We start from the raw sequence: 25729 nt of genomic DNA, 5'->3' as shown, positions 1-25729 counted from the left end.
CGGTTCTTTGTGTTAGAATAGTGCACAGGCGACAAAGAAATGAGGGAAACACTCCATGCATCTCGTGTATGCAGATTCCAAAGGACAAATCTACGATCACTCCGATCTGTTGGCCCTCGGCCGCAACGGAGAGTTCCTCACCGATATCTACCCGCAAGAACTGATTCCGCTCCCGGAAGGCGCGACGCTCGTCTCGCTGCCGGGCGCGCGCGCTCTGGGCGTCGACCCGGACACCGGCAAGACGATCGCGCTCCCCGAAGAGTACTCGGCGGTCGGCGCGCTGTTGCCGCAGGGCTTCACGCGCTTGCTCCTGCCCGCCTACGCCAAGAAGGACGAAAGCGAAACGTGGCCGCTGTTCGGCTACACGGCGGTCGTCTGGATGGAGGACGGATTCTACGTCGCAGCCGAAGCGAGCGATGATCCGGACAAGTGGAACCCGCTCTCCGCTCCGGACGACAAAGTCGAATCCGCCGTGCAAAAAATCACGACGCTCTACCCGGAGAACCGCATCTGGCAACACTTGACCAAGTGTGCGCTCGAATACGGCTGCTTGACGTCGCGCAACACGTTCCTCGAACGTTGGGAAGGGTCGCTGCCGGTCTCGATGACCTGCAACGCCGGCTGTGTCGGCTGCATCTCCGAGCAGCCGGACGACTCGCCGTTCCCGTCTCCGCAAACGCGCTTGGACTTCAAGCCGACGGTCGACGAGATGGTGCAGTTGATGCTTCACCACTTGAACACCGCCGGGCAGGACGCGATCATCTCGTTTGGCCAGGGCTGCGAGGGCGAACCGTCCACGCGCGGCGTCGACATCGCCGAAGCGATCCGCCGCGTGCGCGCTGAAACGGACCGCGGTTTCATCAACATCAACACCAACGCCGGTCTCACCGACATGATCAAGCTGATCACCGACGCCGGCCTCGACCTGATGCGGGTCTCGACGATTTCGGCGCTCGACGATCATTACAACGCTTACTACCGCCCGCGTCTGTACGGCGTGGAAAACGTCGGCCGTTCGCTGAAGTACGCGGCGGACAAGGGCGTCTACACGTCGATCAACTATCTGATCTTCCCCGGCGTCACCGACCGCGAAGAAGAGATCGAAGCGATGGTCGACTTCGTCAACGCAAACAACGTCAAATTGATTCAGATGCGCAACTTGAACATCGACCCGGAATGGTACTTGCAACACATCCCGAAACAGCGCGGCGAACTGCTCGGCATGAAGACCATGCTCGACATCTTCCGCCAAGAGTGCCCGAACACGGTGATCGGTTCGTTCACGCACGTTCCGCCGGAACAGATGCGCCGCAACCGCGCGTAACCCAAAGAAAAAGCCTCCCAGACCCTCGGGTATGGGAGGCTTTGTTTGTTGTGTTTTCGTGTTCTTAGTGGTTCGGTTCGTGTTCACTCCACCAATCGGGGGTAATGACCGTTTGTACGTCCGCGAGTTGCAAGTGGTTCGGTTCGTGTTCACTCCACCAAGCTCCAGTCGTATGAGAAGCCAGAGCGAAACTGATCAAAGCGCAAGTTGCAATCACCAACAGACCCATTCTTTTTTTCATGATACACCCTCCCATGAAGTGACAAACTCTGGTAATCCGGTCTATTTTGTTTAGTTTATGATATTAATATTCATGTAATAGAGTGACCGGTTTCCTTACGTATATTATACATGGCAAACGCGATATTACAATATACTAATTGTGATTTCTTTGTTGTCAACTTAGAAAATTTACATTGACTATAATAGACAATTTACGACAATCTTCAACAAAAAAGAAGCCTGTCCCTCGACAGGCTTCCACACGTACTAACTTTGCTCTTATACCTTAGACGAGAATGCCGATCTTGCGCAGAGAAGAGTCGAGGACGACGTGCAATTGGCGAAGCGTTTCGTTCGCCAAGACGTAATCGCCGATCTGCTCGTAGAGGTCGGCGAGTTCCTCGATGGCCGTGCGCAACTCCGAGCGATGGCCGAGTTTCTCATGCAGGGCGATCGCTTGCTTGATCCACTGGATCGACGCGTCGGTGTCGCCTTGCTCGCGCTTGACGCGGGCGAGCGATTGGTAGACGGACGCGAGGTTTTCCGCATGCTCCGGCAGCAGGAACAGCGTCTCTTGGCAGAACGCTTCCGCTTCTTGCAGGCGGCCGGCGCGGATGTACAGTCTGGCGATCTCGCTGTAGATCCGCAAGTTATCGGTCGGCAGTTCGTGTTTGCGGTATTCGGCAAGGCACTCGTGCAGAAGCTCAATGCCTTCCGCCAGGTCACCGTTCTCCGCTTCGACGAGCGCAAAGTTGACTTTGACTTCGATCGCTTGGCGAATGTTTTGCAAGCTTTCGTAAATGGTGAGCGCGTCATGGCAGTAGTCGATCGCCCGCGCGTATTCACCGAGGTTTTTATACGAATTGCCGAGTCCGAGGTAGACGTCCGCCAATTGGCGCATGTTGGTGCTGCCGCGCAACAAATTATAAGCTTCTCGATAGAAGCGGACAGAATCGTTGTATTCGCCCAGTTTATAGTGGGCATGACCCAAGTTCGTGATGATTCGCGCACGGGTGAACGGGTCGATCTCTTTGACGCGGGAGAATGTCTCGTAGGCTTTATGCCAATGATAGAGAGCGAGAGGATAGTTCTCTTGGTCGTAACGCGCTTCGCCGAGTTTGTTTAAGCAAAGCAGAGCAAAGCTGTCGTCGTTTTTGCGGACGACCGTGTCGAGAACTTGCTCGAACAATTCCACCGCTTTCTCAATGTCACCGCTGGAAAGCCAAGCTTCGGCCAAATCATATTGAACTTCATGCACCATCAAGTGGGGGGCGGGATTGGAAATCAAATCGCGAAACAGGGGAATTGCCATGTCGAAATTCTTGGCTGCCAGGTAAGCACGCGCTAATTTGTACGTAGAACTCTGCTCCATTTGCGTCTGCATATCGGCTACAAAATATTCGATCGGCGTTTCCAGCCGGGCAGCGATTTGTTCCAGCACTTTATGCGACGGGTATGCTTTATCCGATTCGATCTGACTGATCATAGAGATCGTCACGATCCCGGCGCCAAGCTCTTGCTGTGTCAATCCTTTACGAATGCGCAACTCACGGATTTTTTGCCCCAAAGAAATCAAAGTACACCCTCCTAGATGTTTAAAATAAATCACGCTATACATCCTATAGCAACTTAAGTTACCCATTATAGAGTAAAACTCTACCACTTAAAGTACACCGATTTTTGAAACTTGTAAAGCATTTTTATGTAGGAGATTTTCTTGCTTCCGATTCGGGTCGTGTGGTATATTAATTGATGCGTGTGAACAAAGAGCCATGGCAAAACCTATGGCTAGGAATGAGGTGAACAGACTATGAAAACTGATATCCATCCGAAGTATCATCTGACCACCGTCACCTGTGCTTGCGGCAACAAGTTCGAGACCGGCTCCGTTAAGGAAGGCCTCAAGGTCGAGATCTGCTCGCAGTGCCACCCGTTCTACACCGGTAAACAGAAGTTTCTGGATGCAGGCGGCCGTGTCGACCGTTTCAAGAAGAAATACGGTATCTAAGACACGTGACAAGAAAGCAGGGCAGTTCGCTGCCCTGCTTTTTATGTTTCTGAGGTATACTAGTTGATATACATTATGAGAATTAGGGAGAGATCGCGGTTGCATTTCATGAACAAGCCTGGTTGGATCGAGGTCATCTGTGGCAGTATGTTTTCCGGGAAAAGTGAAGAGCTGATTCGCCGAGTGAAGCGGGCCAGCATCGCCCGCCAATCGGTGCAGGTATTCAAACCGAAGATCGATGACCGCTACCACCAGACCGCCGTCGTGTCGCACAGTGGAGAGAAAGCGGAAGCCTGCGCCGTGAGTTCGGTCGCGGAGATCGTCGCGCTCGTAGAACCGGGCACCGAAGTGATCGCTGTGGATGAAGTGCAATTTTTTGACCGCGAGATCGTCGCGCGTTGCCAAGAGTGGGCGGACAACGGCATCCGCGTGATCGTGGCGGGTCTTGACCAAGACTTCCGCGGCGAGCCGTTCGGCCCGACGCCGGACTTGCTTTCCGTCGCCGAATATGTCACGAAGCTGCAAGCGATTTGCACCGTCTGCGGCAACCCGGCGAACCGCAACCAACGCTTGATCAACGGGGAACCGGCTTGCTATGACGATCCGGTGATTCTCGTCGGGGCGGCGGAGACGTATGAAGCGCGTTGCCGTCACTGCCACGATGTGCCGCCGGGCCAATCGCATTGTGGTTCGCAGCAACCGGCTGTCAGCCGCGCCTAATCTCCACTCCAATTTCCAGTGTCTCGTCACTTCCTGCCGGGCAAGCTAACCGTACCCGAAGGAGGTGACCTTGATGCTTAAGAACAAGTGGGTCCAAGGTCTTGTTGCCCTGCTCGCGCTCGTCACGGTGACCGGCGCGTCCGGTTGCACCCAGACCGCGCGGGAGAAAGCGGACAACCGCTACGGCGTCAACACGGTCGAAATTGCGCCGGGTCAAGATCTGCAACGGGTGCCGAACTGGGACAACAAGAACATCGACGTGGATGGAGACGGCGATCGGGAACATCTCTCCGGGCGCAACAACATCGCCAACCCGTCGGTGGATTTGCGGTCGTTCGCTCATCCGGGCGGCGGCTCCGATCTGACGCAAGGGGTCTATCCGCACACGTTCACCGCCGACCGAATTGCCGACTTGGCGCATTCGGTCAACGGAGTCGCGAACGCGCGGGCGCTTGTCATCGGGCAAACGGCCATCGTCGCGCTGAACTTGGACAAGGGCGTACGACCGGAAGCGCAAACGGGACTGATCCAAACCGTCCGCCAGCGCATCTTGGTGCAGGCGCCGGAATTTAAGCGCGTGCACATCACGGCCGACCGCGCGTTGCACCGTCGCGTGCAGCGCATCGCCGACGAGATTCGCGCGGGTCATTCGCTCTCCATGTTCAACGATGACATCATGGATTTGACCCGCCGCATTCCGGCGATCGGTCCGTCGATGCTGCCGGCGGTCCCCCGCTAAGTGAATAAGATTTGAAAAACGGAGTCGTCTCGGAGCGGCTCCGTTTTTTGTTGTGCATGTGAAAGCTAGCGGGTGATGCCGGTGCGGATGATGCGCAGCTTGAAGTTGACGTCGATTTTGGCGCTCTCATACGATTTGCGCCAGAGGTCATACGTCCACGGATCGTTCGGGTAGAGGTTGGCGGCGCGGATCTTCGTGCCGAGGCCGAGCGGGTCGACGTGGTATTTCGTTTGGAACTGCTTGATCAGGTCTTTGATGCGGGTGCTGAGACCGTCTTCGATCTGTTTTTCGATCTTCTGAGCGATTTTGTCATCGGTGAGGTCTTCGTCACCTGAGTATTCGATGATCTGCCCGGAGACTTTCACGTCATACGTGATGTGCGGACGCCCGTTCTGCATCTCCAGTTTGGCTTTGCGTTTGGCGGTGACAAACGTCAGCATCACTTGGTCTTGGAGGTTGTCTTGGCCCTTGGTGTGCAGGGTTTGTTTGATGTCGCCGCCCTGTCCTCCGCCGCGCAAGAGCAGCATCATCTTGGTCTCTTCGGGAGAGAGGGAGCCGACGAAGCGGTCGTTACGAAACAGTGCCGTGCCTGCCGCCATGATCGTGCCGTTTTCCAGACGCACGTACGGGATCATCGGGTCGGCACCTTGGTCGTAGTAGATCCGTTCGAAGTCTTGGATCGTCGTTTTCGGGACGGCGTAGTTTTTTTGCGATTTTTGCAAGAGTTCGTAGAGATAGCGGCCGCTGGACGGGCGGGTGGGGGCTTTGCTCTTCATCAGGTCTCCCGCATTGCCGTCCGAGACGCAGAGCACCATCGTTTTGGTGATGTTCACGTCGCGCATCAAGGTGTCGAGCACATGCCAGATTCCTTTGCGCGCCAAGTGCTCGGAAAACACCGCCACCCGCAACTGCCCGGAGACGATCTGACGGTCGGTGGCAAGGCCGACGTTCTCGCGGGCTTCCTTGGAGAGGTCTCCCTTGGAGGAGATGATGATCGTTTTTTCCTGTTCGCCGGCTCCGATGTTCGGCAGGGAGTACGTGACCAAGAGCTTGCCGTTGTCGGTGAGGTCGTAGCCGGCGGTCAGTTCCATGCCGAGGTCTTCGAGGATGTAGGGCCGGGCGCACCCGGTGACGCCGACCGACAACGCCAGCGCCAAGAGCAGCGGACGGGGGCGTTTTTTCCAAAAGAGAGTCGTCATGACACCGACACCTCCTGCGAATCTTCTGGAGGCGCGGGCGGAGCGGAGGTCCCGCCTCGCTTGCGCAGGATCATGGCGCTCAGCAACAAGAACAGCGGCATCACCGTGGACATCAGCCCGCCGATCGTGCCGAGGTAGAGTTCGAATTTGGTCAGGAAGAATACGTCCCGCCCCATAATCCCGATCAGGAAGACCGGCGGGAAAAGCATCAGCACGCAAACCGGCTCGCTCCACTTGCCAAACGTGTAGAGAAACCGTCCGCCCGCCCACAGATAGGTGCAGACGGTGTTGACGATCAGAAACGACCATGTGGAGATGCCGATGTGTTCGATCCGCTCAATCAACGGCAGCTCCACGATCTGAAACATATGCAAGGTCGGCGAGAGCACTTTGATGATCTGACCGGCCGAGTAGAAGCCGATGGAGACGAGCGTGACGAGCAGGTAGATGAAGACGGTGATCCCGTTGCCGAACGACGCGGCTTTCAACGTTTTTTTCTTGTCCTTGGCGAAGGTGTGGAAGATCAGCAACAGTTCAAATCCCACCATGGAAGCGCCGACTTTCCAAGCGGCGCGCGTGAGGTCCCAGAGCGTTGTGTTGAAGAAGATGGGGAAGTAGTAGTCCCACGTGATTTGCCTTGCCGGCGCGATCAAGAGCAACAGCATCCACGAAGTGGCGAAAAACACCAATGTTGCCAAACGCGCCAGCACGCGCGGGCCGGCGGTGGCGGCGTAAAAGCACGGGAGGAGCAGGAGCAGGTAAAACATGTTCGTTGAAGTGGTAGGAAACATCCAGAGTTGGACGACTTCCACATAGGTACGCCCCACCAGAGCGGACATCGCCACGCAATAGAGCATGAACACCGCGCCGAAAAACCAACCGATCCATTTGCCGTACACGCGGGTCAACATTCCGTAGAGGTCCAGATCGGGAAAGCGCCGGGTGAGCAGGATGCAAATCCAGATCGCTATGTGAGCCGCGACGCCGGCTATCAGCACCGCGATCCAGCCGGGGTGTCCCGCTTCTTCCACGACGACGCGCGGCAAGTTGAACAGGCCGATGCCGACTTGGACGGTTTGCACGAGGAACATCATCTCGAGAAAGCCCAGGGAGCGCCGCTTGTGTTCGTCCGTTTGGACGGCGGAGGGTTTTTGCAGTTGCTTTTGTTGTTGCTGTTCCTGTTGTTGCGTCACTTGGAATCACTCCCATCGCTCGCGTTTTCGTTGATTTCATCCGGCGTCGCGCTCGGGGAGACGGCAGGCGCGGTCGTCTCGTTTTGAAAAGGCATGCGCTGGCTGTTTTTGGGGGCGTTGTGGGTCGGGCGGTATTTCATAAACGGAATCGGCGCCCGCAAGAAGGTGTCTTTCCAGTCGATCAAGCGCAGCGGAGCAAACGGCACCAGATACGGACTGCCAAGCGACGAGAGGCGCAGGAAGTGAATCACCATCAACAGATACCCGATAAACATGCCGTACAACCCCCACATCCCCGCCAGCAAGATCAGCGGGAAGCGGATGGCGCGCAACGCCGATGACATGATGTAGCTGGGCGTGATAAACGAAGCGACGGTGGAGAGCGCGACGGAGATGATCAAGATGTTGGACGTAAGACCGGCGGTGACCGCCGCTTGTCCGATGACGATACCGCCGACGATGCCGATCGTTTGCCCGACTTTGGTCGGCAAGCGGGCGCCCGCCTCGCGCAACAGCTCGATGGTGGTTTCCATCAACAGGGTTTCATACAGCGGCGGAAACGGCACGCGCGATCTAGACTCGGTCAAAGGCACGAGCATGTTGGTCGGAATCAGTTGGTAGTGAAACGTCACGACGGCGACGTAGAGCGCGGAGAGCGAAATCGAGATCAAGACACCGATCAAGCGCAGGGTGCGGATGACCGAAGCGCTCAACCAGCGGTTGTCATAGTCCTCGGAGGACTGAAAGAACTCGATGAACGACGCGGGTCCGGAGAGTACAAACGGGCTGCCGTCGTTGAAGATCGCCACTTTGCCGTCGCACAGGTGCGAGACGATGCGCTCCGGGCGCTCCGTCATGTGATATTGCGGAAACGGCGAATAGGGGTTGTCGTCGATCAGCTGGGCGAAATCCCCGGCGTCCGTCAAGTTGTCGATGTCGATCGCTTCGATGCGCGCTTGCACCGATTCGACGAACTCCTTGGGCGCGATGCTCTCCAGCCAGGCGATGGCGACGAATTTTTTGTTATAGCGGCCGACACGGGTGAAAGTGATCTTCAGGTCGGTCGACTTCAGCCGTTTGCGCAACAGCGAGAGGTTGATTTGGATCGACTCGGTGTACGCTTCTTGCGGGCCGAGGATGACCGTTTCCGTCTCGGAGCGCTCGACGTTGCGCATCGGCGGAAAGTAGGTGTTGACCGCGTAGGCTTTGTTGGTTTTTTCCACGATGAAAACGGTCCAGCCGTCGAGGACGTAGGAGACCGCTTCTTTGATCGTTTTGAGCATCACGATTTCCATGGAGCCCGAGGTTTCGTTAGGCCGCAGGTGTTCCGGTTTGTCGGTTAACGCTTGGATTTGCGAGTAGGCAAATTCCATCCAGTCGATTTTGATCAGGGATTCGATGTAGGCGACGGCGACGGGGCAGTCGGTGATCTTGCCCGGCGTCAGTTCGCGGATCTTCACGTCGTCGCAGCCTTGGAAGCTCGCTTGCAGCTCTTGGACGTCGTCCTTATAGGAGCCGATCTGCCGCTTCGGGATGTTGGGCGTCGGCGGGTTCACGGGCGGAGTTTTCGGGCGTCGATGAAGTTTTTTCATGATGGTTTGCAAGAGCTTGTTCATCCGGCACCCCCCTCCATTGGCTTCTTCTTATCCGTTACTGTCTGCTTATCCGAACCATTTTATGAGATTTTGACGGAGGGGGGGAGCTGTACTATAATTAGACTGTTATAGAGAGATATCGGGAGGAGGGTTTTTCAAGATGGAACCGCAATTGTATATCGGTGGTCAGGCCGTTATGGAAGGGGTCATGATGCGCGGTGGAGACAAGGTCGCTGTCGCCGTCCGCAAGCCTGACAACTCGATCCATGTGGAGTCTGAAGTGCGCATTCCCTGGACGCAGCGATTCAAGTTCTTGGCCCTGCCGCTCGTACGGGGCACCGCGGTGCTGTTTGAGTCGACGTTTATCGGCTACCAAGCGCTGAACAAGTCCGCCAACCTGTCCATCGACGAAGAGGGGGAGGAACTCTCCAACTGGCAGATGGTCTTGACGATGATCTTTTCGCTGGGGTTTGGTGTGGCGCTGTTCATTCTCGCCCCGCTCTATATTGCGAAATGGATAACCAGCGGTGCGACCGGCACGGCGTTTGCTGCGATCGAAGGCGTGATGCGCCTTGTGATCTTTGTAGCGTATATGTGGTTGATCTCGCGGATGAAAGACATTCAGCGGGTGTTTCAGTATCACGGCGCAGAGCATAAGACGATCAACTGTTTTGAAGCGGGTGAAGAGTTGACGGTGGAGAACGTGCGCCGCCACACGATGATTCACAAGCGATGCGGGACGAGCTTTTTGTTATTCGTCATGGTGATTTCGATCATCTTGTTCTCGTTTTTCTCCAAGCAAGGCATGTCCCATTGGGAGATGATGATCTACCGAATCGTGCTGATGCCGGTGGTCGCCGGGCTTTCCTACGAGTTGATCCGCTGGTCGGGCAACTCCACGAACCGCTGTGTGGCGTGGCTGGTGTCGCCCGGCATGCTGATGCAGCGCTTGACGACCCGCGAGCCGGATGACTCGATGCTGGAAGTGGCGATCGCCTCTGTGCAGGCGGTCTTGGTAGAGAAGCAGGAAGCAGAATCCACGTTAACCGCGTAACTTATAGAAGAGGTGAGGGAAGACCATGATCGACAAGTTGCAATCAATTGAAGACCGATACAATCAACTGAGCGAGTGGCTGTGCGACCCGGCGGTCGCCAGCGATCCGGCGAAATTGCGCCAGTACGGGAAGGAACAGTCCGATCTCGAAGAGATCGTCGCGGTATTCCGCGAGTACAAGGACGTGTTCAACGGACTCGCCGATGCGAAAGCGATGCTGGAAGAGAAGCTCGACGATGAAATGCGCGATCTCGTCAAGATGGAGATCTCCGAACTGTCCGAGCGCGAAGAAGTGTTGAAGGAAAAACTCACGATCCTGTTGCTGCCCAAAGACCCTCTCGATGACAAGAACGTGATCGTCGAACTTCGCGGCGCGGCCGGCGGCGACGAAGCGGCGCTGTTTGCGACCGACCTGTTCAAGATGTACACCGCGTACGCGGAGCGTCAAGGGTGGAAGACTGAAGTCATCGACGTGTCGTACACCGAACTTGGCGGCTACCGCGAGATGGTGTTCTCGATCAACGGCAAGGGCGCGTATTCCAAGCTGAAGTGGGAATCCGGCGCTCACCGCGTGCAACGCGTTCCGGCGACGGAATCCGGCGGCCGCATCCACACCTCCACGGCGACGGTTGCCGTTCTGCCGGAAGCGGAGGACGTGGAAGTGGAAATTCATGAGAAAGACCTGCGCATCGACACGTTCTGCTCCTCCGGTCCGGGCGGGCAGTCGGTCAACACGACGCAATCCGCCGTTCGCATCACGCACATTCCGACCGGCACGGTCGTGTCTTGCCAAGACGAGAAGTCGCAGATCAAGAACAAAGACAAAGCGATGAAGGTCCTGCGCGCGCGTTTGTTCGAGCTCGAACTGCAACGTCAACAGGCGGAGAGCGCCGCGGCCCGCAAGTCGCAAGTCGGGACGGGCGACCGTTCGGAGCGCATCCGAACCTACAACTACCCGCAATCCCGCGTCACCGATCACCGCATCGGCTTGACTTTGCACAAGTTGGATTACGTTCTGGCGGGCGACCTGGACGAAATCATCAACACCCTGCATATGCACGAGCGCACCGAAGCGTTGAAAGCGCAGAACGAAGAGGCGTAAGGCAAATTGATGCCTGCTCTGTCTATACGGGAAGTCCTCATGGGGGCTTCCCGTTTCTTTGATTCTCAGGGGATTCGCTCGCCCCAATTTAATGCAGAGGTGTTGGTGCAGCATGTGCTGGGGATTGATAAGACGCGCATGCTGTTGGTGTGGAATGATCCGTTTCCGGAGGGGAAGCGGGCCGTTTTTGACGAGTTGGTGAAGCGGCGGGGGGAGCAGGAGCCGTTGCAGTACCTGGTCGGGTCGACGGAGTTTTACGGCCGCGAGTTTTTGGTGAATCCCGCTGTGCTGATTCCCAGACCGGAGACGGAGCTGTTGATTGAGCAAGTGTTGAAGCAGAAGCCTCTGTTTGCCGGGAAAAAAGGGCCGGTGGTGATTGCGGATATTGGGAGCGGGAGCGGTGCGATCGCGGTGACTGCGGCTCTGGAATGGGAAGGGGCGCAGGTGTTTAGCGTCGACATTTCGGAAGAGGCGTTGGCGGTTGCTCGGGAGAACGCCGCTCGGTTGGGCGCGAATGTGGAGTTTTTGCACGGGGATTTGGTGACGCCGCTGTTGGAGCGGGGGATTCGTCCGGACATACTGGTCTCGAATCCGCCCTATATCCCGACGGCGGATTGCGAGGAGCTCGATGCGGAAGTTCGCGAGCATGAACCCCTCCTCGCATTGGACGGCGGGCCGGACGGGATGTATCCGTATCGTGTCCTCTCTGCCGCGCTTCCTCGGTTGTGGCCGGAGGACGGGCCCGCTTATGTGGCGTATGAGGTGGGGATTCATCAGGATGTGTGGGTGGAGAAGATGATTGCAGAAGGGGCGGCTGCCGTTGCTCCTGATACGCTTGAGACCGGGATCTTGCCCGATTGGCAAGGGATTGGGCGCGTGATTTGGGGCGTGCGGAGGTAGCGGCAGTTACGTGAAGGTCGCGAGTCTCTTATTTTTTTGCTAGTTTTTTTGGAGTGATAGGTTTAGACCTCTCAGGTCTCGTCCATACTGTCTATCAGAAGCGGTTGAGAGACTACGAGAGAGGGATGACTACTCATGAGAAAAGGTCTGGTTCTGGTTACGCTGGCGGTTTCGATGTTGCTGACGGGGGGCGGGTATGTACAGCAAGCGGTCCGCGCTCAAGAGGTGGCGATGGTTCCGGTTGTCTCGGCGGAAGACGACGCTTCCGACGTGATTCCGAGCGACGCCATTCGCCTGCGCATCATCGCCAACAGCGACGACCCGGCTGACCAACAGCTCAAACGCGATGTCCGCGATCAAGTGATTGTCGCCGTCGCAAATGAGATTCGTGGGTTGAAGGATCATGAGGAGATCCGCAAGACCATCTCGCAGCATGTGCCGGAGATGAACGCGATTGCAAAGAAGGTGATCGCGGCGGAAGGGTATCAGTATCCGGTGCGCACCGATTACGGCAATGTGCCGTTTCCGACGAAGTTGTACGGGGATCAGGTGTACCCGGCTGGGGATTATGAGGCTCTCCGCATTCAGATCGGCGCGGCGGCCGGGCAGAATTGGTGGTGCGTGTTGTTCCCGCCGCTGTGCTTTGTGGATATGGCGAATGGGGATGCGGCTTCGGCTTCGGCTTCGGCTTCGGCTTCGGCTTCGGCTTCGGCTTCCGGCAGTGAAGAGGTGAAGCCGAAGGATATGGAAGAACATAAGTCCGCACAACCCGCTCCGATTGCCACCGTCGATGTGAAAGATTCCGCAGACGGCTCCGAGAAGGAAGTACAGGTTCGGTCTGCTCTGTTCGATAAGATTTGTGAGTGGTGGCATGAGATTTTTGCATAGGTTTGGTTGACAGTCCGTCTCCGGGTGGGGGCGGGCTTTTTTATTTTGGGGGGTCGGCTGGGTTGGTGGTCGGGACCGGCAGGGTACAGCTCCCCTGCTCCTGAGAAAAATTCCTTTTTTTTGAATAGGTAAAACCGTCGAATGGAAAAAAGAATGTTTTCAAAGTCGCTGGGTAGCCGCACCCTGCCTGTCCCAGCGCAGGCACAAGCACAGACACAAGCTTAGGCACAAGCTTAGGCACAAGCTTAGGCACAAGCTTAGGCACAAGCTTAGGCACAAGCTTAGGCACAAGCTTAGGCACAGGCGAAAGTGGGGGCTTTTTTGATTCTATCAATCGTGCCATCGGCATAGATTGATAGAAAACCGATACGAGGAGGAGCCCTCATGAGTCTGATCATCCGTCAAGCCACCCTGCAAGACTTCGCCCCCATCCACAAGTTGCTCACAACCGCCGGGTTGTCCACAGCCGGTCTCGGCGATCACATCCAAAACTACCTCGCTGTTGAAAACCCGAACGAAGGAAAGATCGTGGGCACCGTAGGCTTGGAGATTTACACTGAACACGAACGTTTGTACGGGCTCATGCGTTCGCTTGTTCTGGAAAACAGCACTCTGCAAGCCAAGATGGGCATGGAGTTGCTGCGGCTGTTTTTTGCGTATGCGGAGACGAAAGAACTGATGGCGTTGTACTTATTCACAAAATCCACAGGAATTGACCTATTTATCCACATGGGGTTTTCCACAGTGGAGGCGGACGCTCTTCCCGCTTGCATAAGTCAGTCGCCATCGTTCTTGGCGTATGAGGGACAAGAGATCACCGCGATGGTGCATGCGTATAAGTCCACAACTTATCCACATGGGCATGTGGATATTGTGGGTAACTAGGAACAAACGTTCCTACGTTGGAATTTCTCTTCACATTGCCTATACTGGATAGGACAAAGCAGATGGGCAGGGATTCCAATGAACAGAGAGACACACGTGTTTCATACCAATCGAGAAGACCTTGAACGGGCCGCGCAGTTGTTGCGGGAGGGGCAGACGGTCGCGTTTCCGACCGAGACGGTGTACGGATTGGGCGCCAACGCGCTCAACCCCGAAGCTGTGAAGAAAATTTACGAAGCCAAGGGCCGGCCGTCCGACAATCCACTGATTGTCCACATCGCCCGCTTGGAAGACATCTCGCAGCTGGTGACGCACATTCCGGAGAAAGCGAAGCTCTGCATGGAGCGTTTTTGGCCGGGGCCGCTCACGTTGATTTTGCCGTGCACCGACCGCGTGCCGAGCGCTGTGACGGCGGGGCTGGACACGGTCGGCATCCGCATGCCCGACCATGAGACCGCGCTGCAATTGATTGCGCTGGCGGGCATTCCGCTGGCGGCTCCGAGCGCCAACTCGTCCGGCCGCCCCAGCCCGACGACCGCCGCGCATGTGCTGGAAGACCTCTCCGGGCGCATCGCGGGCGTCGTTGACGGCGGAGCGGCGGGCGTGGGCGTGGAGTCCACTGTGCTCGACGTCACCGGGGACAAGCCGATGATCCTCCGTCCCGGCGGCATCACCCGCGAGATGCTCCAAGAGCTGCTCGGCCCCGTCGGCATCGACCCGGCGCTGAGCGATGCGGGCATCGCCCCGAAATCGCCAGGCGTCAAATACACGCACTATGCCCCCAAAGGCACGATGTTCCTCATCGAAGGGGAGCACGACGTCGACAAGATCGTCGAACTGGCACGTGCCGCCCGACACGACGGAAAGAAAGTCGGCATCCTCGCCGCGGCAGAAGACGCGGACGCGTTTCGTTCCGTTTTTTCCGAAGAGGAGGGCGCGGTGATTTTGGAAGCGGGTTCGCGCCATGACCTCTCCACGGTGGCGTCGCGCCTCTATGATGCGATCCGCACGTTCGACCACCACGGCGTGGAGTTGATCTACGCACAAACCTATTCCGAGGAGGGCGTGGGGCTTGCCGTGATGAACCGGTTGCGAAAAGCGGCGGGACATCGGGTGATCTTCAGCTAGAGCGGCGGAATTGCCGGAAAAATGGGCATGAAAGCGCTTCATCTTCTCCCAGTGGAACGTGTATAATGGAAGCAGACAACACAACACACAACAGCTGAGTTCGCGCACCTGAGATGGGCGTGAAGCGGAGGACCCAATCTATTTGGGGTGAGTTCTGCCGTGCGTCAGGCAGAAGGGGTGAAGATTCTCTCTTGCCACCCTAACCCGTCAGCTAACTTCGTAAGCTGCTGCGAGAGAGGTCGCTGACCTCTGTTCTTGTTGTCCAATACTTCATTGGATAAAGAGGTGCATTCAGCATGAAACAATGTCTCGTTGTGACGATGGATGAAGCTGCGATTCCGTTTATCACCACCATGAAACAACTCGGTGTCGAGTGTTCCATCCTCGACTACTGCGTGCAGACGACACAGTTTCTGCGCGAATTCGAGGTGGACGCCCCCGTCATCCGGGTCGGACATCACAAGTCGGACGTCATTCAAAACGAAGCGGTTAAGAACTGCGACACCGCCGTCGTGTTTGAGGGCGCATGGTTGGAGAGCGCGCTGATCGTGCAAGCGCTCAAACAAGCGGGCATCCAGAAAGTCGTCGTCGTCGCGCAGAACCAAAGTTTCATGCGCGCGTACCGCGCTCTCGGGGCGGATCGTGTTGTCGGCGTCCGCCGTTGGAACCGGGACTCGTTGCGCGTGCTCTATGCGCAACACGCATAAGCAGAAACATTCGTAATCAAACCTCGCACCAAGCAGGGCCGTCCGATCCGGGCGGTCTTTTTTGTGCAATTGGACGTTCGTCCACACCAAACAGGGAGAGCCTCCATAGGATATAGCAAATCCAAGACAGGCAGGTGGCAGCGAAGAATGAAACGCAAGAACGTGAAAAGCATCACCCGCAAGCCGCTCCCGAAGAAAGTTCAAAAGCAAGCGCACAACGTTCAAGCCGAGCAAGTGTTCTATCCGGGATTCGGTTACGGCGGCGGCCTCGGTTACGGAGCAGGGTTTGGCTACGGCGCAGGCATTGGCTACGGTGCAGGCATCGGCTACGGCGCAGGGTTTGGTTTTGGCAGAGGCTTTGGCGGTCTCGGTTACGGAGCCGGGTTTGGCTACGGCGCGGGCATCGGCGTCGGAGCGGGCGTTGGATTCGGCGGCGGGTTGGGCTTCCGCCGCGGCCTCTTCTGGTAAGTCTGGCTGGCCACACAAGCGCATGAAAAAAGAAACCTCGGATTCCCCCAGCGGAGTCCGAGGTTTTTTTTTTGAAGGACGCGCATAGACATGTTCTAGCAAGGACAACCGGGGGAGGGTGGCCAATGAGCAACATACTTCTACATAACGGCGAGTTCATGACACTCTTGATCATGGCACTGGCTCTGGGCATGGACGCGTTCTCCCTGGGACTTGGGATGGGGATGCTCCGGCTGCGCACGCATGAGATCGCCCGCATCTCCGGCACGATCGGCGTGTTCCATGTCTTCATGCCGCTTTTGGGCATGGTCGTCGGGCTGTATCTGTCCAGCATCATCGGAGACGTCACGCGCTGGGTGGGCGCGCTGCTCTTGATCGGGCTTGGCGGGCAGATGATTTGGAACTCTCTGTTCGGCCAGGACAGGGACGAGCCGGCCGACTCCAAAGCGGCGGCGCGCACGAGCGGGATCGGGCTGTTTTTATTTGCGTTGTCCGTCTCGCTGGACTCGCTGTCGGTCGGTTTTTCGCTGGGCACGTTCGGAGCCAACATCGCGCTGGCCGTCACGTTGTTTGGCATCTGCGGCGCCCTTCTGGCCGCCTTGGGTCTTGCCGTCGGCGGCCGCGTTTCGCATCTGTTCGGCGAATACGGCGAGGTGATCGGCGGCGGGGTGCTGATCGCGTTCGGTCTGAAATTCTTGTTCTAATGAAATCAGGAGTGTCACGCCAAAACGACGGGGGGATCCTCCGTCGTTTTGGCTGTGGTGAAGTAAAAGTCATTCTTTGAATGATGTTATTTTAAACATAATTAGAGTCTTGCAAATATAAATGCATTTTTCTTGACGCGCATTTAATATTGGGGTTATGATCTTATATGACATTGCTACATTGCCGGACCACACTTTTTCAATCGGGGAGAGAAGCGCCATGATGGAGAAGCTGACATCGATCGGGAACTATATCGGTCGGACGCCGTTGGTGCACTTGGAACATCCGACCGTCGATCTGTATGCCAAGCTGGAGTTTCACAATTTGATGGGCAGCGTGAAAGTCCGCCCGGCTTATTACATCTTGAAGTCCGCGATTGAATCCGGGCGGGTGAACCAAGATACCACCGTCATCGAGTCGTCGTCGGGGAACTTCGGGATTGCGCTCGCCACGCTTTGCAAGCGACTGGGGATCAAGTTTATCCCGGTTATCGATCCCAACATCAACCCGAGTTACGAGAACTTGTTGCGTTCGTTGTCCTATCGCGTGGAGAAAGTCGAAGAGCGGGATCAGACGGGCGGCTTTTTGCTCACGCGTGTGCAGCGCGTCAACGATCTGTTGGAGAGCATTCCGAACTCGTTTTGGACCAACCAATACGCCAACATCGACAACTTCAACGCGCACTACAACGGGTTGGGCGCAGAGTTGGCGGATCATTTTGAGGAATTGGACTACGCGTTTATCGGCGTGTCTTCCGGCGGGACGATCTCCGGTGTGTCGCGCCGTCTGAAGGACAAGTTCCCGAACGTGCGCATCGTCGCGGTCGACAGCGTCGGGTCGGTCATCTTCGGCACCCCGCCGAAGAAACGCTACATCCCCGGCATCGGCTCTTCGATGGTGCCGCAGATTCTGCGCGAGGCCGTGATCGACGAAGTGGTGCACGTCGAAGAAGTCGACACGATCACCGGTTGCTACCAGCTGTTTGAAGACCACTGCATCTTCGGCGGCGGGTCGTCGGGTACGTCGTACTACGCGATTCAACAGTATTTCAAAGACAAAGTGTTTGAAAAACGCCCCAACGTCGTGTTTCTCTGTCCGGACGGCGGCACGCCGTATGCCGACACGGTGTACAACCCGCAATGGGTGCAGGAGATGCGGGAGAAAAACTCGGTTCAAACCCTGTAAGACAAGAGAGGAGACAACGCCCCATGTTGTATTTAAACACGAAGGATCTGCAATCCATCGGCATCAACTGGAACCAAACGATCTCCGTGATTGAGGACGCGGTGAAATGCCTCGGGAACAACGATTTCGCGCAACCGGTCAAGCCGTACCTGCGCTACCGTGACATGTCCAACCGCATCATCGCGATGCCGGCGTTCTGCGGCGGCGACGTCAACGTCGCGGGGATCAAGTGGATCGCTTCCTTCCCGAAAAACATCCAGCAAGGCGTGCAGCGCGCGCACTCGGTGACGATTTTGAACCAAGCGGACAACGGCAAACCGATGGCCGTGTTCAACACCGCGTACGTCTCCGGCATCCGAACCGCTTCCGTGACGGGGCTGGTGATCAAAAAGTACGAAGAAGTGAAACCGCTTGCAAACGTCACGGTCGGCATCATCGGCTTCGGCCCGATCGGCCAGTTGCATTTGGAAATGGTCACGGCGGTGCTCGGTGACAAAATCGCCAAAGTGCGCCTCTACGACATCGGCGGCGTGAAGACCGAGTTCATCCCGGCAGCGATCCAAGACCGCGTGGAGATCGTCGATTCGTACGAAGCGGCGTATGACGACGCGGACGTGTTCATCACCTGCACCGTCTCGGCGGGCGGCTACATCGACCGCAAGCCGAAAACGGGCGCGCTGTTGCTGAACGTCTCCCTGCGCGACTTCAAACCGGAAATCCTCGACTACACCCGCAACATCGTCGTCGACGATTGGGAAGAAGTCTGCCGTGAGAACACCGACATCGAACTGATGCACAAGGAACGCGGGCTGCGCGAAGAAGACACGAAGTCGATCGTCGACGTGGTGTGCAAAGAAGCGCTCAAGGGCTACAACCTCGACGAAGCGGTGATTTTCAACCCGATGGGCATGGCGGTGTTTGACGTGGCGGTTGCGCGTTATTACTACGACTACGCGATGGAAAACGGCGTCGGCACATTGCTCGAAGACTAGAACCAGAGACAGTCCTGAAAAAAGGAGACCCGGCCGCGCGTGCGGTCAGGTCTCTTTTTGATTATACTAGAGGAAAGACATGGAACGCAGAGGAGGAGACACATGAATTTGTTGTTTGTCTGCACGGGAAACACCTGCCGCAGCGCGATGGCCGAGCCGTTGATGAGAAAGCGCTTGGCGGCGGCAGGTTTGGAGAATGAAGTGGAAGTGCGCTCGGCGGGGATTGCCGCGTTTGCGGGGCAGCCGGCGAGCAAGGGCGCGAAGCACGTGTTGACCGCGCAGGGCTTGGACGGGGACGCGCACATGGCGACGCCGCTGGACGACGAGTTGGTGCGCTGGGCGGATTTGATTTTGACGATGTCGCAATCGCACAAGCGGGCGATTTTGGAGCGCCACTTTGATGCGCTGGAGAAAACGTTCCAATTGAAGGAGTTCGTCGACGACGACCCGGAGAGCGTGAAGATCTTGGATATGATGGACGAACTGCAAGCGGAAGCGCAGACCAAGCAAGCGCTGTTCATGGCGGAGCATGCGGACGAGTTGGATTCGTTGCAGCAGCGCTATGCGGATTCCGGCGGGCAAGATCCGACGGTGGACGCCGAGTTGGCGGCGCTGCAGCAACGGCTGGAGGAGTCCGTGCAAGCAGAAGCGGAGAAGATGATGGAACTCGCCTCCAAACTCCCCGACTACGACATCGCCGACCCGTACGGCAGCGACCTCCCCGTTTACGAACAAACCGCACGCGAACTGGAAATCGCGCTCGATAAACTGGTGGTGCGGTTGAAGGAAGAGCTGTAGGCTGTTTTTAGCGGTAGTTGCCGGCCCCGTTTTTGCTGAAAAGTGATGGCGGGGCTTTTCTATTGGAGGGGTTGGTAGGATATACTGGAGGGAGCAGAACTGTACGGGAGGTGAAGGTATGAAACTGAGAAGGGCGTATCTGCAAGGCGTGAAGGGGATCGGGGAGTTGGAGATCGACTTTGTTGATCCTGTGAAGAACAAAGTGCGGGACAGAAATGTCATCGTCGGGAAAAACGGGTCGGGGAAGACGACGTTTTTGGAGAGTGTTTTTACGGTTGTTTCGTTGCTAGAAACAAAGCACGCTGGGATCGAATCTGCGGATCAATCTATATTTAGTCCTGCAAGAGCAACCCTTCAATTAGAGATTTCTGTATCAGAACTTCAGACGAAGCAGGTCGAACTTGCAACGGGAGGGCGACGATCTCCGGATTTGTCACAGGAAGTTGCGTGGGTAAGTTTTGATAATGAATTAGGGGCACCAGGATTCTCTTACAACCTATCAGGGCGAGATTTGTTATCTTTGATTACGGACGCAGTTTCTGGGCTAGATGATGACCTGAATATCGGCAATCTACTCTACTTCCCGACTAACCGGAATTCAAGATTTGACCTCGAAGGCGAAATATCAAACGAAGCACCTCAATTCCGCTGGGCGTACCGCTACAACCAAGAGCACAGCGAGTGGAAAGGCTCCTTGGAAAGCTACCTTGTCTGGGAATTCCACAAGAACTTGCGAGACAGACGTAAAAACCCAACCGCCCCTTCCAAATTCCAAGAATTCGCCGATCTCGTCAACCGCTTCCTTGAAGGCAAAGCGATCACCGACGTCGGCGACGACTACCGTGTGGAAGTCACCGACTTGACTACCCAAAAAACCATGACCCTCGACGCCCTCAGTTCCGGCGAGAAACAAATCGTCCTCTTCATCGGCGAAATCCTGCGAAACATTCGTGAAGGAAGTCTCATCCTCATCGACGAACCTGAGTTACATCTGCACCCCGTCTGGCAAAAAATCTTCGTCAGCACGCTCACGAATCTCTGCCAATCCAAAAACGCGCAGTTCATTCTCACCACGCAATCCCCAGCCATCGCAGACAGCGTATTGCCAAGTGAAGTCGTGGAACTTGATGACCTGCTGAGGGAGTCGACATCATGAGCGGCTACCAAAAACTTTTTCTCACGTGAACTTTCTGAAAACCGTGTATTTTGACAAAGTCCCCATCGTAGACCCCAAGACATCCGGGTCGAAATCGCCGCTCGTTTTGAAGGAATCCCTTTCCGCGACGACTTAGAGGGCTTTTTGCAAAAGTGGGAGGCCCACGCACAGGAACTGCAAGTCATCTGCCGCACGATGAGCGGTGTTCACCGCTGGATTAATGGAAAAGTGTTGCTTCGGGAAATCTTATACGAGCGGATGGTAGGAAGACTGCCTGCCTACTCAAGAAAAAAGAAACCCAAGCAAGAATTCGCACTCGAATTGGCCCTCATCGCCAAAGACAATCCTCCGCGCGAACTGCTCAGGATTCTCAAAAAGTTCGAGATCGCCATTCTCTAACCCCCAAGGAGGCCCGACACCCATGAAAATTGCAATCGCAGCCGACCACGGCGGCTTTTCTTTGAAGGAATCTGTCAAAAAGAAACTGGACGCGATGGGCTTGGAGTTTCACGACTTCGGCACCTACTCCGAGGAATCGGTCGACTACCCGGACTACGGGATCAAAGTCGCGGAAGCCGTCGCGAACGGCGAGTTTGACCGCGGCATTCTCGTCTGCGGCACCGGACTTGGCATGTCGATCGTCGCCAACAAAGTCCCCGGCATCCGCTGCGCCCTGCTCCATGATACTTTCTCCGCCAAAGCCACCCGCGAGCACAACGACACCAACGTCATGGCGATGGGCGCGCGCGTCATCGGCCCGGGCTTGGCGGACGACATCGTGGAACTGTGGCTGACCACCGACTACTCCGGCGGCCGCCACCAGAAACGCCTCGACAAAATCGCCGACATCGAAAAACGCTACGGCCAGGAAGAAGGCGTGTCCGGATGCTAGAGGCAGACTTTCCCCTCCTCAAGCAACAAACCCTCCAAGTCCTCGACGACCTCGCCGCTTCCACGACGCTTGAGGAAGACTCCATCGTCGTCATCGGCTGCTCGTCCAGCGAAGTCGTCGGCCGCAAAATCGGCACCGCCGGGTCGGCCGAAGCGGCGGCGCAAATCGTCGCCGCCGTGCTGGAGGCTCGTCAGAAATACAACTTCCACGTCGCCTTCCAATGCTGCGAACACTTAAACCGCGCCCTCGTCGTCGAGCGAGCCACGATGAAAGCGTTTCACTTGGAGGAAGTGACCGTCATCCCCGTCCCGACGGCGGGCGGTCAAACGGCGTCGACCGCCTACAAAGCTCTGCATCAGCCCGTCCTCGTCGAATCGATCCAAGCCCACGCCGGGATCGACATCGGGGACACGTTGATCGGCATGCACTTGCGCCCGGTCGCCGTGCCGGTTCGTCCGACCCTGCGCACGATCGGCGAAGCGCATGTCACGATGGCGAAAACCCGCCCGAAACTGATCGGTGGGGCACGGGCCATTTACGTTCTCGATTGACTGGAAAGTACGAACTATTTCCCGTCCTATATGTTATAATGTTCGGAAACAGCGTTTAAAAGGAGAGAAAACCGAGGATGAAAAACCACCTGTCTCATACGTTGAACGAAATCGACCGCGAAGTCGCAGAAGCCATTGAACGCGAACTGGGCCGCCAACGTTCGAAGATCGAACTGATTGCGTCTGAAAACTTCGTCTCCAAAGCTGTCATGGAAGCGATGGGTACCGTGCTCACCAACAAGTACGCCGAGGGCTATCCGGGCAAGCGCTACTACGGCGGCTGTGAATACGTCGACGTCGTGGAAGACATCGCCCGCGACCGCGTGAAGAAACTGTTCAACGCCGAGCACGCCAACGTCCAGCCGCACTCCGGCGCCAACGCGAACACCGCTGTTTACTTCGCGTTCTTGAAACCGGGCGACACCGTCCTTGGCATGAACCTCTCGCACGGCGGCCACCTCACTCACGGCAGCCCCGTGAACATCTCCGGCCAATACTACAACTTCGTCCCGTACGGCGTCGAAGAAGATACGCACCAAATCAACTATGACAAAGTCCGCGCCCTCGCGCTGGAACACAAACCGAAGATGATCGTCGCCGGCGCTTCTGCGTTTCCGCGTGTCATCGATTTCCCGAAACTGCGTGAAATCGCCGATGAAGTCGGCGCGTACCTGATGGTCGACATGGCGCACATCGCCGGTCTCGTCGCCACCGGTCACCATCCGTCTCCGGTTCCGTACGCGGATTTCGTCACTTCCACCACGCACAAAACCCTGCGCGGCCCGCGTGGCGGCTTGATTCTGTGCAAAGAGCAATACGCAAAGCAAATCGACAAAGCGATCTTCCCGGGCATCCAAGGCGGACCGCTGATGCACGTCATCGCGTCCAAAGCCGTCTCCTTCGGCGAAGCGTTGCAACCGGACTTCAAAGACTACATCCAAGCGGTCGTCGACAACGCGCAAACGCTCGCGGGCGCGCTGACCGAGCGCGGCTTCACGCTGGTCTCCGGCGGCACCGACAACCACTTGATCTTGCTGGACGTGCGCAACCTCGGTCTGACCGGCAAAGAAGCGGAACATCTGCTTGACGAAATCGGCGTCACCACGAACAAAAACACCATCCCGTTCGACCCGGCGTCTCCGTTTGTCACGTCGGGCGTGCGCATCGGCACCCCGGCGGCAACGTCCCGCGGTTTTGATGCACAGGCGATGGTGGAGATCGCCGACATCTTCGAACTCGCGCTCAAACACCGCGACGACGCGGCGAAAGTGGAAGAAGCGCGCCAACGCGTGAACGCGCTGTGCGACAAATTCCCGATGTACGAAGGCTTGACCTATCTCTAAGACCCCTCAGCGGGACAGAGGAGACCCAACGCGCCAAGATGCGTGGCGGGTCTCTTTTGGGATTCGAGAAAGGTTTTGCTATAATGGACGAGACGAAACAGCAAAGGGGAGACGGCTCATGGGCAAAGTGTACGTTTTTGATCACCCACTGATCCAACATAAATTGACTTACATCCGCAGCACCGAGACCGGAACGAAGCAATTCCGCGAACTGGTTGAGGAAGTCGCGATGCTGATGGCGTATGAAGCCACACGCGACCTGCCCCTGGAGGAAACCACGATTCAAACGCCGGTCGCAACCGCAACCACCAAAGTCCTCGCCGGCAAAAAACTCGGCATCGTGCCGATTTTGCGCGCAGGTCTTGGCATGGTCGACGGCATCTTGAACTTGATTCCGAGCGCCAAGGTCGGTCACATCGGCCTCTACCGCGACCCGGAGACGCTCCAGCCGGTGGAGTACTACTGCAAACTTCCGACCGATCTTGAAGAGCGCGACTTGATTACCGTCGATCCGATGCTCGCCACGGGCGGCTCGGCAGCGGCTGCGATCACGTTTATGAAACAACGCGGAGCCAAGAACATCAAGCTGATGTGCTTGATCGCCGCTCCAGAAGGCATCGAGACCGTTCAGCAAGCGCACCCCGACGTGGACATCTACGTGGCGGCTGTGGACGAGTGCTTGAACGACCACGGGTACATCACGCCGGGCCTCGGCGACGCGGGCGACCGCCTGTTTGGCACGAAGTAACAGAGGAGAGCGATACAGACTATGGAACCGATTCGTGTATTGACCGTGTTTGGCACCCGACCGGAAGCCGTCAAGATGGCGCCGCTGGTCAAAGCGCTGGAGAACGCAGGGGAGCAAATTCACTCCAAAGTGTGCGTCACCGCCCAGCACCGCCAGATGCTCGACCAAGTGCTGCATCTGTTTGAGATCACGCCGGACTATGACCTCGACATCATGGAGCCGCGCCAAACCTTGACCGGCGTCACGATCAAAGCGCTGGCCGGATTGGAAAAAGTCCTGCAAGAAGAGAAACCGGACATCGTGCTCGTGCACGGCGACACGTCGACGACGTTTGTGGCGGGCTTGGCCGCTTTTTACCAACAGATCGCCATCGGTCACGTCGAAGCCGGCCTTCGCACGTATGACAAATACTCGCCGTTCCCGGAAGAGATGAACCGTCAGCTGACCGGCGTTATGGCGGATTTGCACTTTGCGCCGACCGAGATGTCCAAAGCCAACCTCTTGCAAGAACACAAGCCGGAAGCGCGGATTTTCGTCACGGGTAACACGGCGATCGACGCGATGAAGACCACCGTACGCGATACATACACCCACCCGATTCTGGACGGGATTCAAGACGGCCAACGCCTCGTGTTCATGACGGCGCACCGCCGCGAGAACTTGGGCGAGAAGATGCACAACATCTTCACCGCCGTCCGCCGTCTGGTCGAAGAGCACCCCGATGTCGTGCTGGTCTACCCGGTGCATCTGAACCCGGCGGTGCAAGAACCGGCGCGCGCGATTCTCGGCGGACACGACCGCATCCACTTGATCGACCCGCTCGACGTGTTCGACACGCACAACTTCATGTCGCGCGCGACGTTGATTCTGACCGACTCCGGCGGCATCCAAGAAGAAGCGCCGTCGCTCGGCGTTCCGGTGCTCGTGCTGCGCGACACCACGGAGCGTCCGGAAGGCATCGAAGCGGGCACGCTGAAGCTGGCGGGCACCGACCAAGACGTGATCTACAACCTCGCGCATGAACTGCTGACCAACGAAGAAGCGCACCGCAAGATGGCGGTGGCGGCGAACCCGTACGGGGACGGCCTGGCGTCGGAGCGCATCGTCCAAGCGATCCTCTACCACTTCGGCCGCGCAGAGAAGCCGAGCGAATTTACCGTCTAAGCATGTCAAATCCAAGCAAAAAAAGACCCGCCGCCGCATGGCAGGGGGTCTTTTTGCTAGGGT

At 56.9% G+C, this 25729-nt stretch carries 28 protein-coding genes and 1 riboswitch; of the genes, 23 read left to right on the top strand and 5 right to left on the bottom strand.

All coding sequences use genetic code 11. From position 1 onward, the window contains the following. Positions 1–55 precede the first annotated feature (55 nt). The gene (locus tag EL26_RS09810) at positions 56–1324 is read left to right on the top strand and encodes a radical SAM family protein (RefSeq protein WP_038087542.1); all 1269 of its coding nucleotides are present in this window, start codon (positions 56–58) and stop codon (positions 1322–1324) included. Between the two features lie 64 nt (positions 1325–1388). On the opposite strand, the gene EL26_RS25475 is transcribed toward EL26_RS09810, so the two are convergent. Then, the gene (locus EL26_RS25475; RefSeq protein WP_161780702.1) at positions 1389–1565 is read right to left on the bottom strand and encodes a hypothetical protein; all 177 of its coding nucleotides are present in this window, start codon (positions 1563–1565) and stop codon (positions 1389–1391) included. A gap of 267 nt (positions 1566–1832) precedes the next feature. Beyond that, the gene (locus EL26_RS09805) at positions 1833–3122 is read right to left on the bottom strand and encodes a helix-turn-helix domain-containing protein (protein WP_038087540.1); all 1290 of its coding nucleotides are present in this window, start codon (positions 3120–3122) and stop codon (positions 1833–1835) included. Between the two features lie 234 nt (positions 3123–3356). Here EL26_RS09805 and rpmE point away from each other — a divergent pair, with 234 nt between their 5' ends. From rpmE to EL26_RS09790, 3 genes are all read left to right on the top strand, one after another. Then, positions 3357–3554 (top strand): 50S ribosomal protein L31, encoded by a 198-nt coding sequence (gene rpmE, locus EL26_RS09800; RefSeq protein WP_038087537.1) that lies wholly within the window; start codon positions 3357–3359, stop codon positions 3552–3554. Positions 3555–3662: 108 nt separating this feature from the next. Further along, the gene (locus tag EL26_RS09795; RefSeq protein WP_052036225.1) at positions 3663–4274 is read left to right on the top strand and encodes a thymidine kinase; all 612 of its coding nucleotides are present in this window, start codon (positions 3663–3665) and stop codon (positions 4272–4274) included. Between the two features lie 73 nt (positions 4275–4347). Then, a complete protein-coding gene (locus EL26_RS09790) occupies positions 4348–5013 on the top strand; it encodes a YhcN/YlaJ family sporulation lipoprotein (protein WP_038087534.1) in 666 nt (221 codons plus the stop codon). 65 nt (positions 5014–5078) lie between these two features. Here EL26_RS09790 and EL26_RS09785 read toward each other — a convergent pair whose 3' ends face one another. Genes EL26_RS09785 through EL26_RS09775 form a run of 3 tightly spaced genes read right to left on the bottom strand, consistent with a single transcriptional unit; the run spans position 5079 to position 9021 of the window. Then, complete coding sequence (locus EL26_RS09785; RefSeq protein ID WP_038087532.1) at positions 5079–6212, bottom strand: Ger(x)C family spore germination protein; 1134 nt, start codon at positions 6210–6212, stop codon at positions 5079–5081. Next, positions 6209–7405, bottom strand: coding sequence for a GerAB/ArcD/ProY family transporter (locus tag EL26_RS09780; RefSeq protein ID WP_038087529.1), 1197 nt, complete (start codon positions 7403–7405; stop codon positions 6209–6211). The genes EL26_RS09785 and EL26_RS09780 overlap by 4 nt, the downstream gene beginning before the upstream one ends. Continuing rightward, positions 7402–9021 carry a spore germination protein gene (locus EL26_RS09775; RefSeq protein WP_052036205.1) on the bottom strand — a complete coding sequence of 540 codons (1620 nt, stop codon included), beginning with the start codon at positions 9019–9021 and terminating at the stop codon, positions 7402–7404. The genes EL26_RS09780 and EL26_RS09775 overlap by 4 nt, the downstream gene beginning before the upstream one ends. A 139-nt stretch (positions 9022–9160) precedes the next feature. On the opposite strand from EL26_RS09775, the gene EL26_RS09770 reads away from it, so the two are divergent. The 19 genes from EL26_RS09770 to wecB all read left to right on the top strand — a co-directional run bounded on the left by EL26_RS09770 (position 9161) and on the right by wecB (position 25666). Continuing rightward, the gene (locus tag EL26_RS09770; protein ID WP_038087527.1) at positions 9161–10054 is read left to right on the top strand and encodes a DUF1385 domain-containing protein; all 894 of its coding nucleotides are present in this window, start codon (positions 9161–9163) and stop codon (positions 10052–10054) included. A gap of 25 nt (positions 10055–10079) precedes the next feature. Beyond that, positions 10080–11156, top strand: a complete 1077-nt coding sequence (prfA, locus tag EL26_RS09765; RefSeq protein WP_038087524.1) for a peptide chain release factor 1 — start codon at positions 10080–10082, stop codon at positions 11154–11156. Between the two features lie 9 nt (positions 11157–11165). Further along, positions 11166–12056, top strand: coding sequence for a peptide chain release factor N(5)-glutamine methyltransferase (gene prmC / locus EL26_RS09760; RefSeq protein ID WP_038087522.1), 891 nt, complete (start codon positions 11166–11168; stop codon positions 12054–12056). Between the two features lie 231 nt (positions 12057–12287). Next, positions 12288–12944: a stage II sporulation protein R gene (gene spoIIR / locus EL26_RS26440; RefSeq protein WP_420802061.1), complete on the top strand. Its 657-nt coding sequence runs from the start codon at positions 12288–12290 to the stop codon at positions 12942–12944. Between the two features lie 384 nt (positions 12945–13328). After that, positions 13329–13829 carry a GNAT family N-acetyltransferase gene (locus EL26_RS09750; RefSeq protein ID WP_038087520.1) on the top strand — a complete coding sequence of 167 codons (501 nt, stop codon included), beginning with the start codon at positions 13329–13331 and terminating at the stop codon, positions 13827–13829. 78 nt (positions 13830–13907) lie between these two features. After that, the gene (locus EL26_RS09745; RefSeq protein WP_038087518.1) at positions 13908–14957 is read left to right on the top strand and encodes an L-threonylcarbamoyladenylate synthase; all 1050 of its coding nucleotides are present in this window, start codon (positions 13908–13910) and stop codon (positions 14955–14957) included. 82 nt (positions 14958–15039) lie between these two features. Beyond that, positions 15040–15198: riboswitch (cyclic di-AMP (ydaO/yuaA leader) on the top strand. 55 nt (positions 15199–15253) lie between these two features. Then, on the top strand, positions 15254–15664 hold the full coding sequence (locus EL26_RS09740; RefSeq protein WP_038087515.1) for an NAD-binding protein: 411 nt from the start codon (positions 15254–15256) through the stop codon (positions 15662–15664). A 147-nt stretch (positions 15665–15811) separates the two neighbouring features. Then, positions 15812–16132, top strand: coding sequence for a hypothetical protein (locus EL26_RS09735; protein ID WP_193789834.1), 321 nt, complete (start codon positions 15812–15814; stop codon positions 16130–16132). A 125-nt stretch (positions 16133–16257) separates the two neighbouring features. Further along, positions 16258–16836: a manganese efflux pump MntP gene (locus EL26_RS09730; protein WP_038087512.1), complete on the top strand. Its 579-nt coding sequence runs from the start codon at positions 16258–16260 to the stop codon at positions 16834–16836. A 220-nt stretch (positions 16837–17056) separates the two neighbouring features. Further along, positions 17057–18022: a 2,3-diaminopropionate biosynthesis protein SbnA gene (gene sbnA / locus EL26_RS09725; RefSeq protein WP_038087509.1), complete on the top strand. Its 966-nt coding sequence runs from the start codon at positions 17057–17059 to the stop codon at positions 18020–18022. Between the two features lie 23 nt (positions 18023–18045). Continuing rightward, on the top strand, positions 18046–19014 hold the full coding sequence (sbnB, locus tag EL26_RS09720) for a 2,3-diaminopropionate biosynthesis protein SbnB (protein ID WP_038087506.1): 969 nt from the start codon (positions 18046–18048) through the stop codon (positions 19012–19014). Between the two features lie 102 nt (positions 19015–19116). After that, a complete protein-coding gene (locus EL26_RS09715; RefSeq protein WP_038087503.1) occupies positions 19117–19812 on the top strand; it encodes a low molecular weight protein arginine phosphatase in 696 nt (231 codons plus the stop codon). Between the two features lie 118 nt (positions 19813–19930). Beyond that, the gene (locus tag EL26_RS09710) at positions 19931–20968 is read left to right on the top strand and encodes an AAA family ATPase (protein WP_038087500.1); all 1038 of its coding nucleotides are present in this window, start codon (positions 19931–19933) and stop codon (positions 20966–20968) included. A 144-nt stretch (positions 20969–21112) separates the two neighbouring features. Beyond that, the gene (locus EL26_RS09705; RefSeq protein WP_038087499.1) at positions 21113–21367 is read left to right on the top strand and encodes a hypothetical protein; all 255 of its coding nucleotides are present in this window, start codon (positions 21113–21115) and stop codon (positions 21365–21367) included. 22 nt (positions 21368–21389) lie between these two features. Next, positions 21390–21860: a ribose 5-phosphate isomerase B gene (rpiB, locus tag EL26_RS09700; RefSeq protein WP_038087496.1), complete on the top strand. Its 471-nt coding sequence runs from the start codon at positions 21390–21392 to the stop codon at positions 21858–21860. Further along, on the top strand, positions 21854–22411 hold the full coding sequence (locus EL26_RS09695; RefSeq protein WP_038087494.1) for a TIGR01440 family protein: 558 nt from the start codon (positions 21854–21856) through the stop codon (positions 22409–22411). Before rpiB ends, EL26_RS09695 begins: the two co-directional genes overlap by 7 nt. A gap of 77 nt (positions 22412–22488) precedes the next feature. Next, positions 22489–23754 carry a serine hydroxymethyltransferase gene (locus EL26_RS09690; RefSeq protein ID WP_038087490.1) on the top strand — a complete coding sequence of 422 codons (1266 nt, stop codon included), beginning with the start codon at positions 22489–22491 and terminating at the stop codon, positions 23752–23754. Positions 23755–23872: 118 nt separating this feature from the next. Further along, positions 23873–24502: a uracil phosphoribosyltransferase gene (gene upp / locus EL26_RS09685; RefSeq protein WP_038087488.1), complete on the top strand. Its 630-nt coding sequence runs from the start codon at positions 23873–23875 to the stop codon at positions 24500–24502. 21 nt (positions 24503–24523) lie between these two features. Further along, the gene (gene wecB, locus EL26_RS09680) at positions 24524–25666 is read left to right on the top strand and encodes a non-hydrolyzing UDP-N-acetylglucosamine 2-epimerase (RefSeq protein WP_038087484.1); all 1143 of its coding nucleotides are present in this window, start codon (positions 24524–24526) and stop codon (positions 25664–25666) included. Positions 25667–25729: the final 63 nt, after the last annotated feature.

The organism is Tumebacillus flagellatus (assembly GCF_000714935.1).
Lineage (GTDB): Bacteria > Bacillota > Bacilli > Tumebacillales > Tumebacillaceae > Tumebacillus > Tumebacillus flagellatus.
This window is presented reverse-complemented; position numbering and strand designations above follow the sequence as displayed.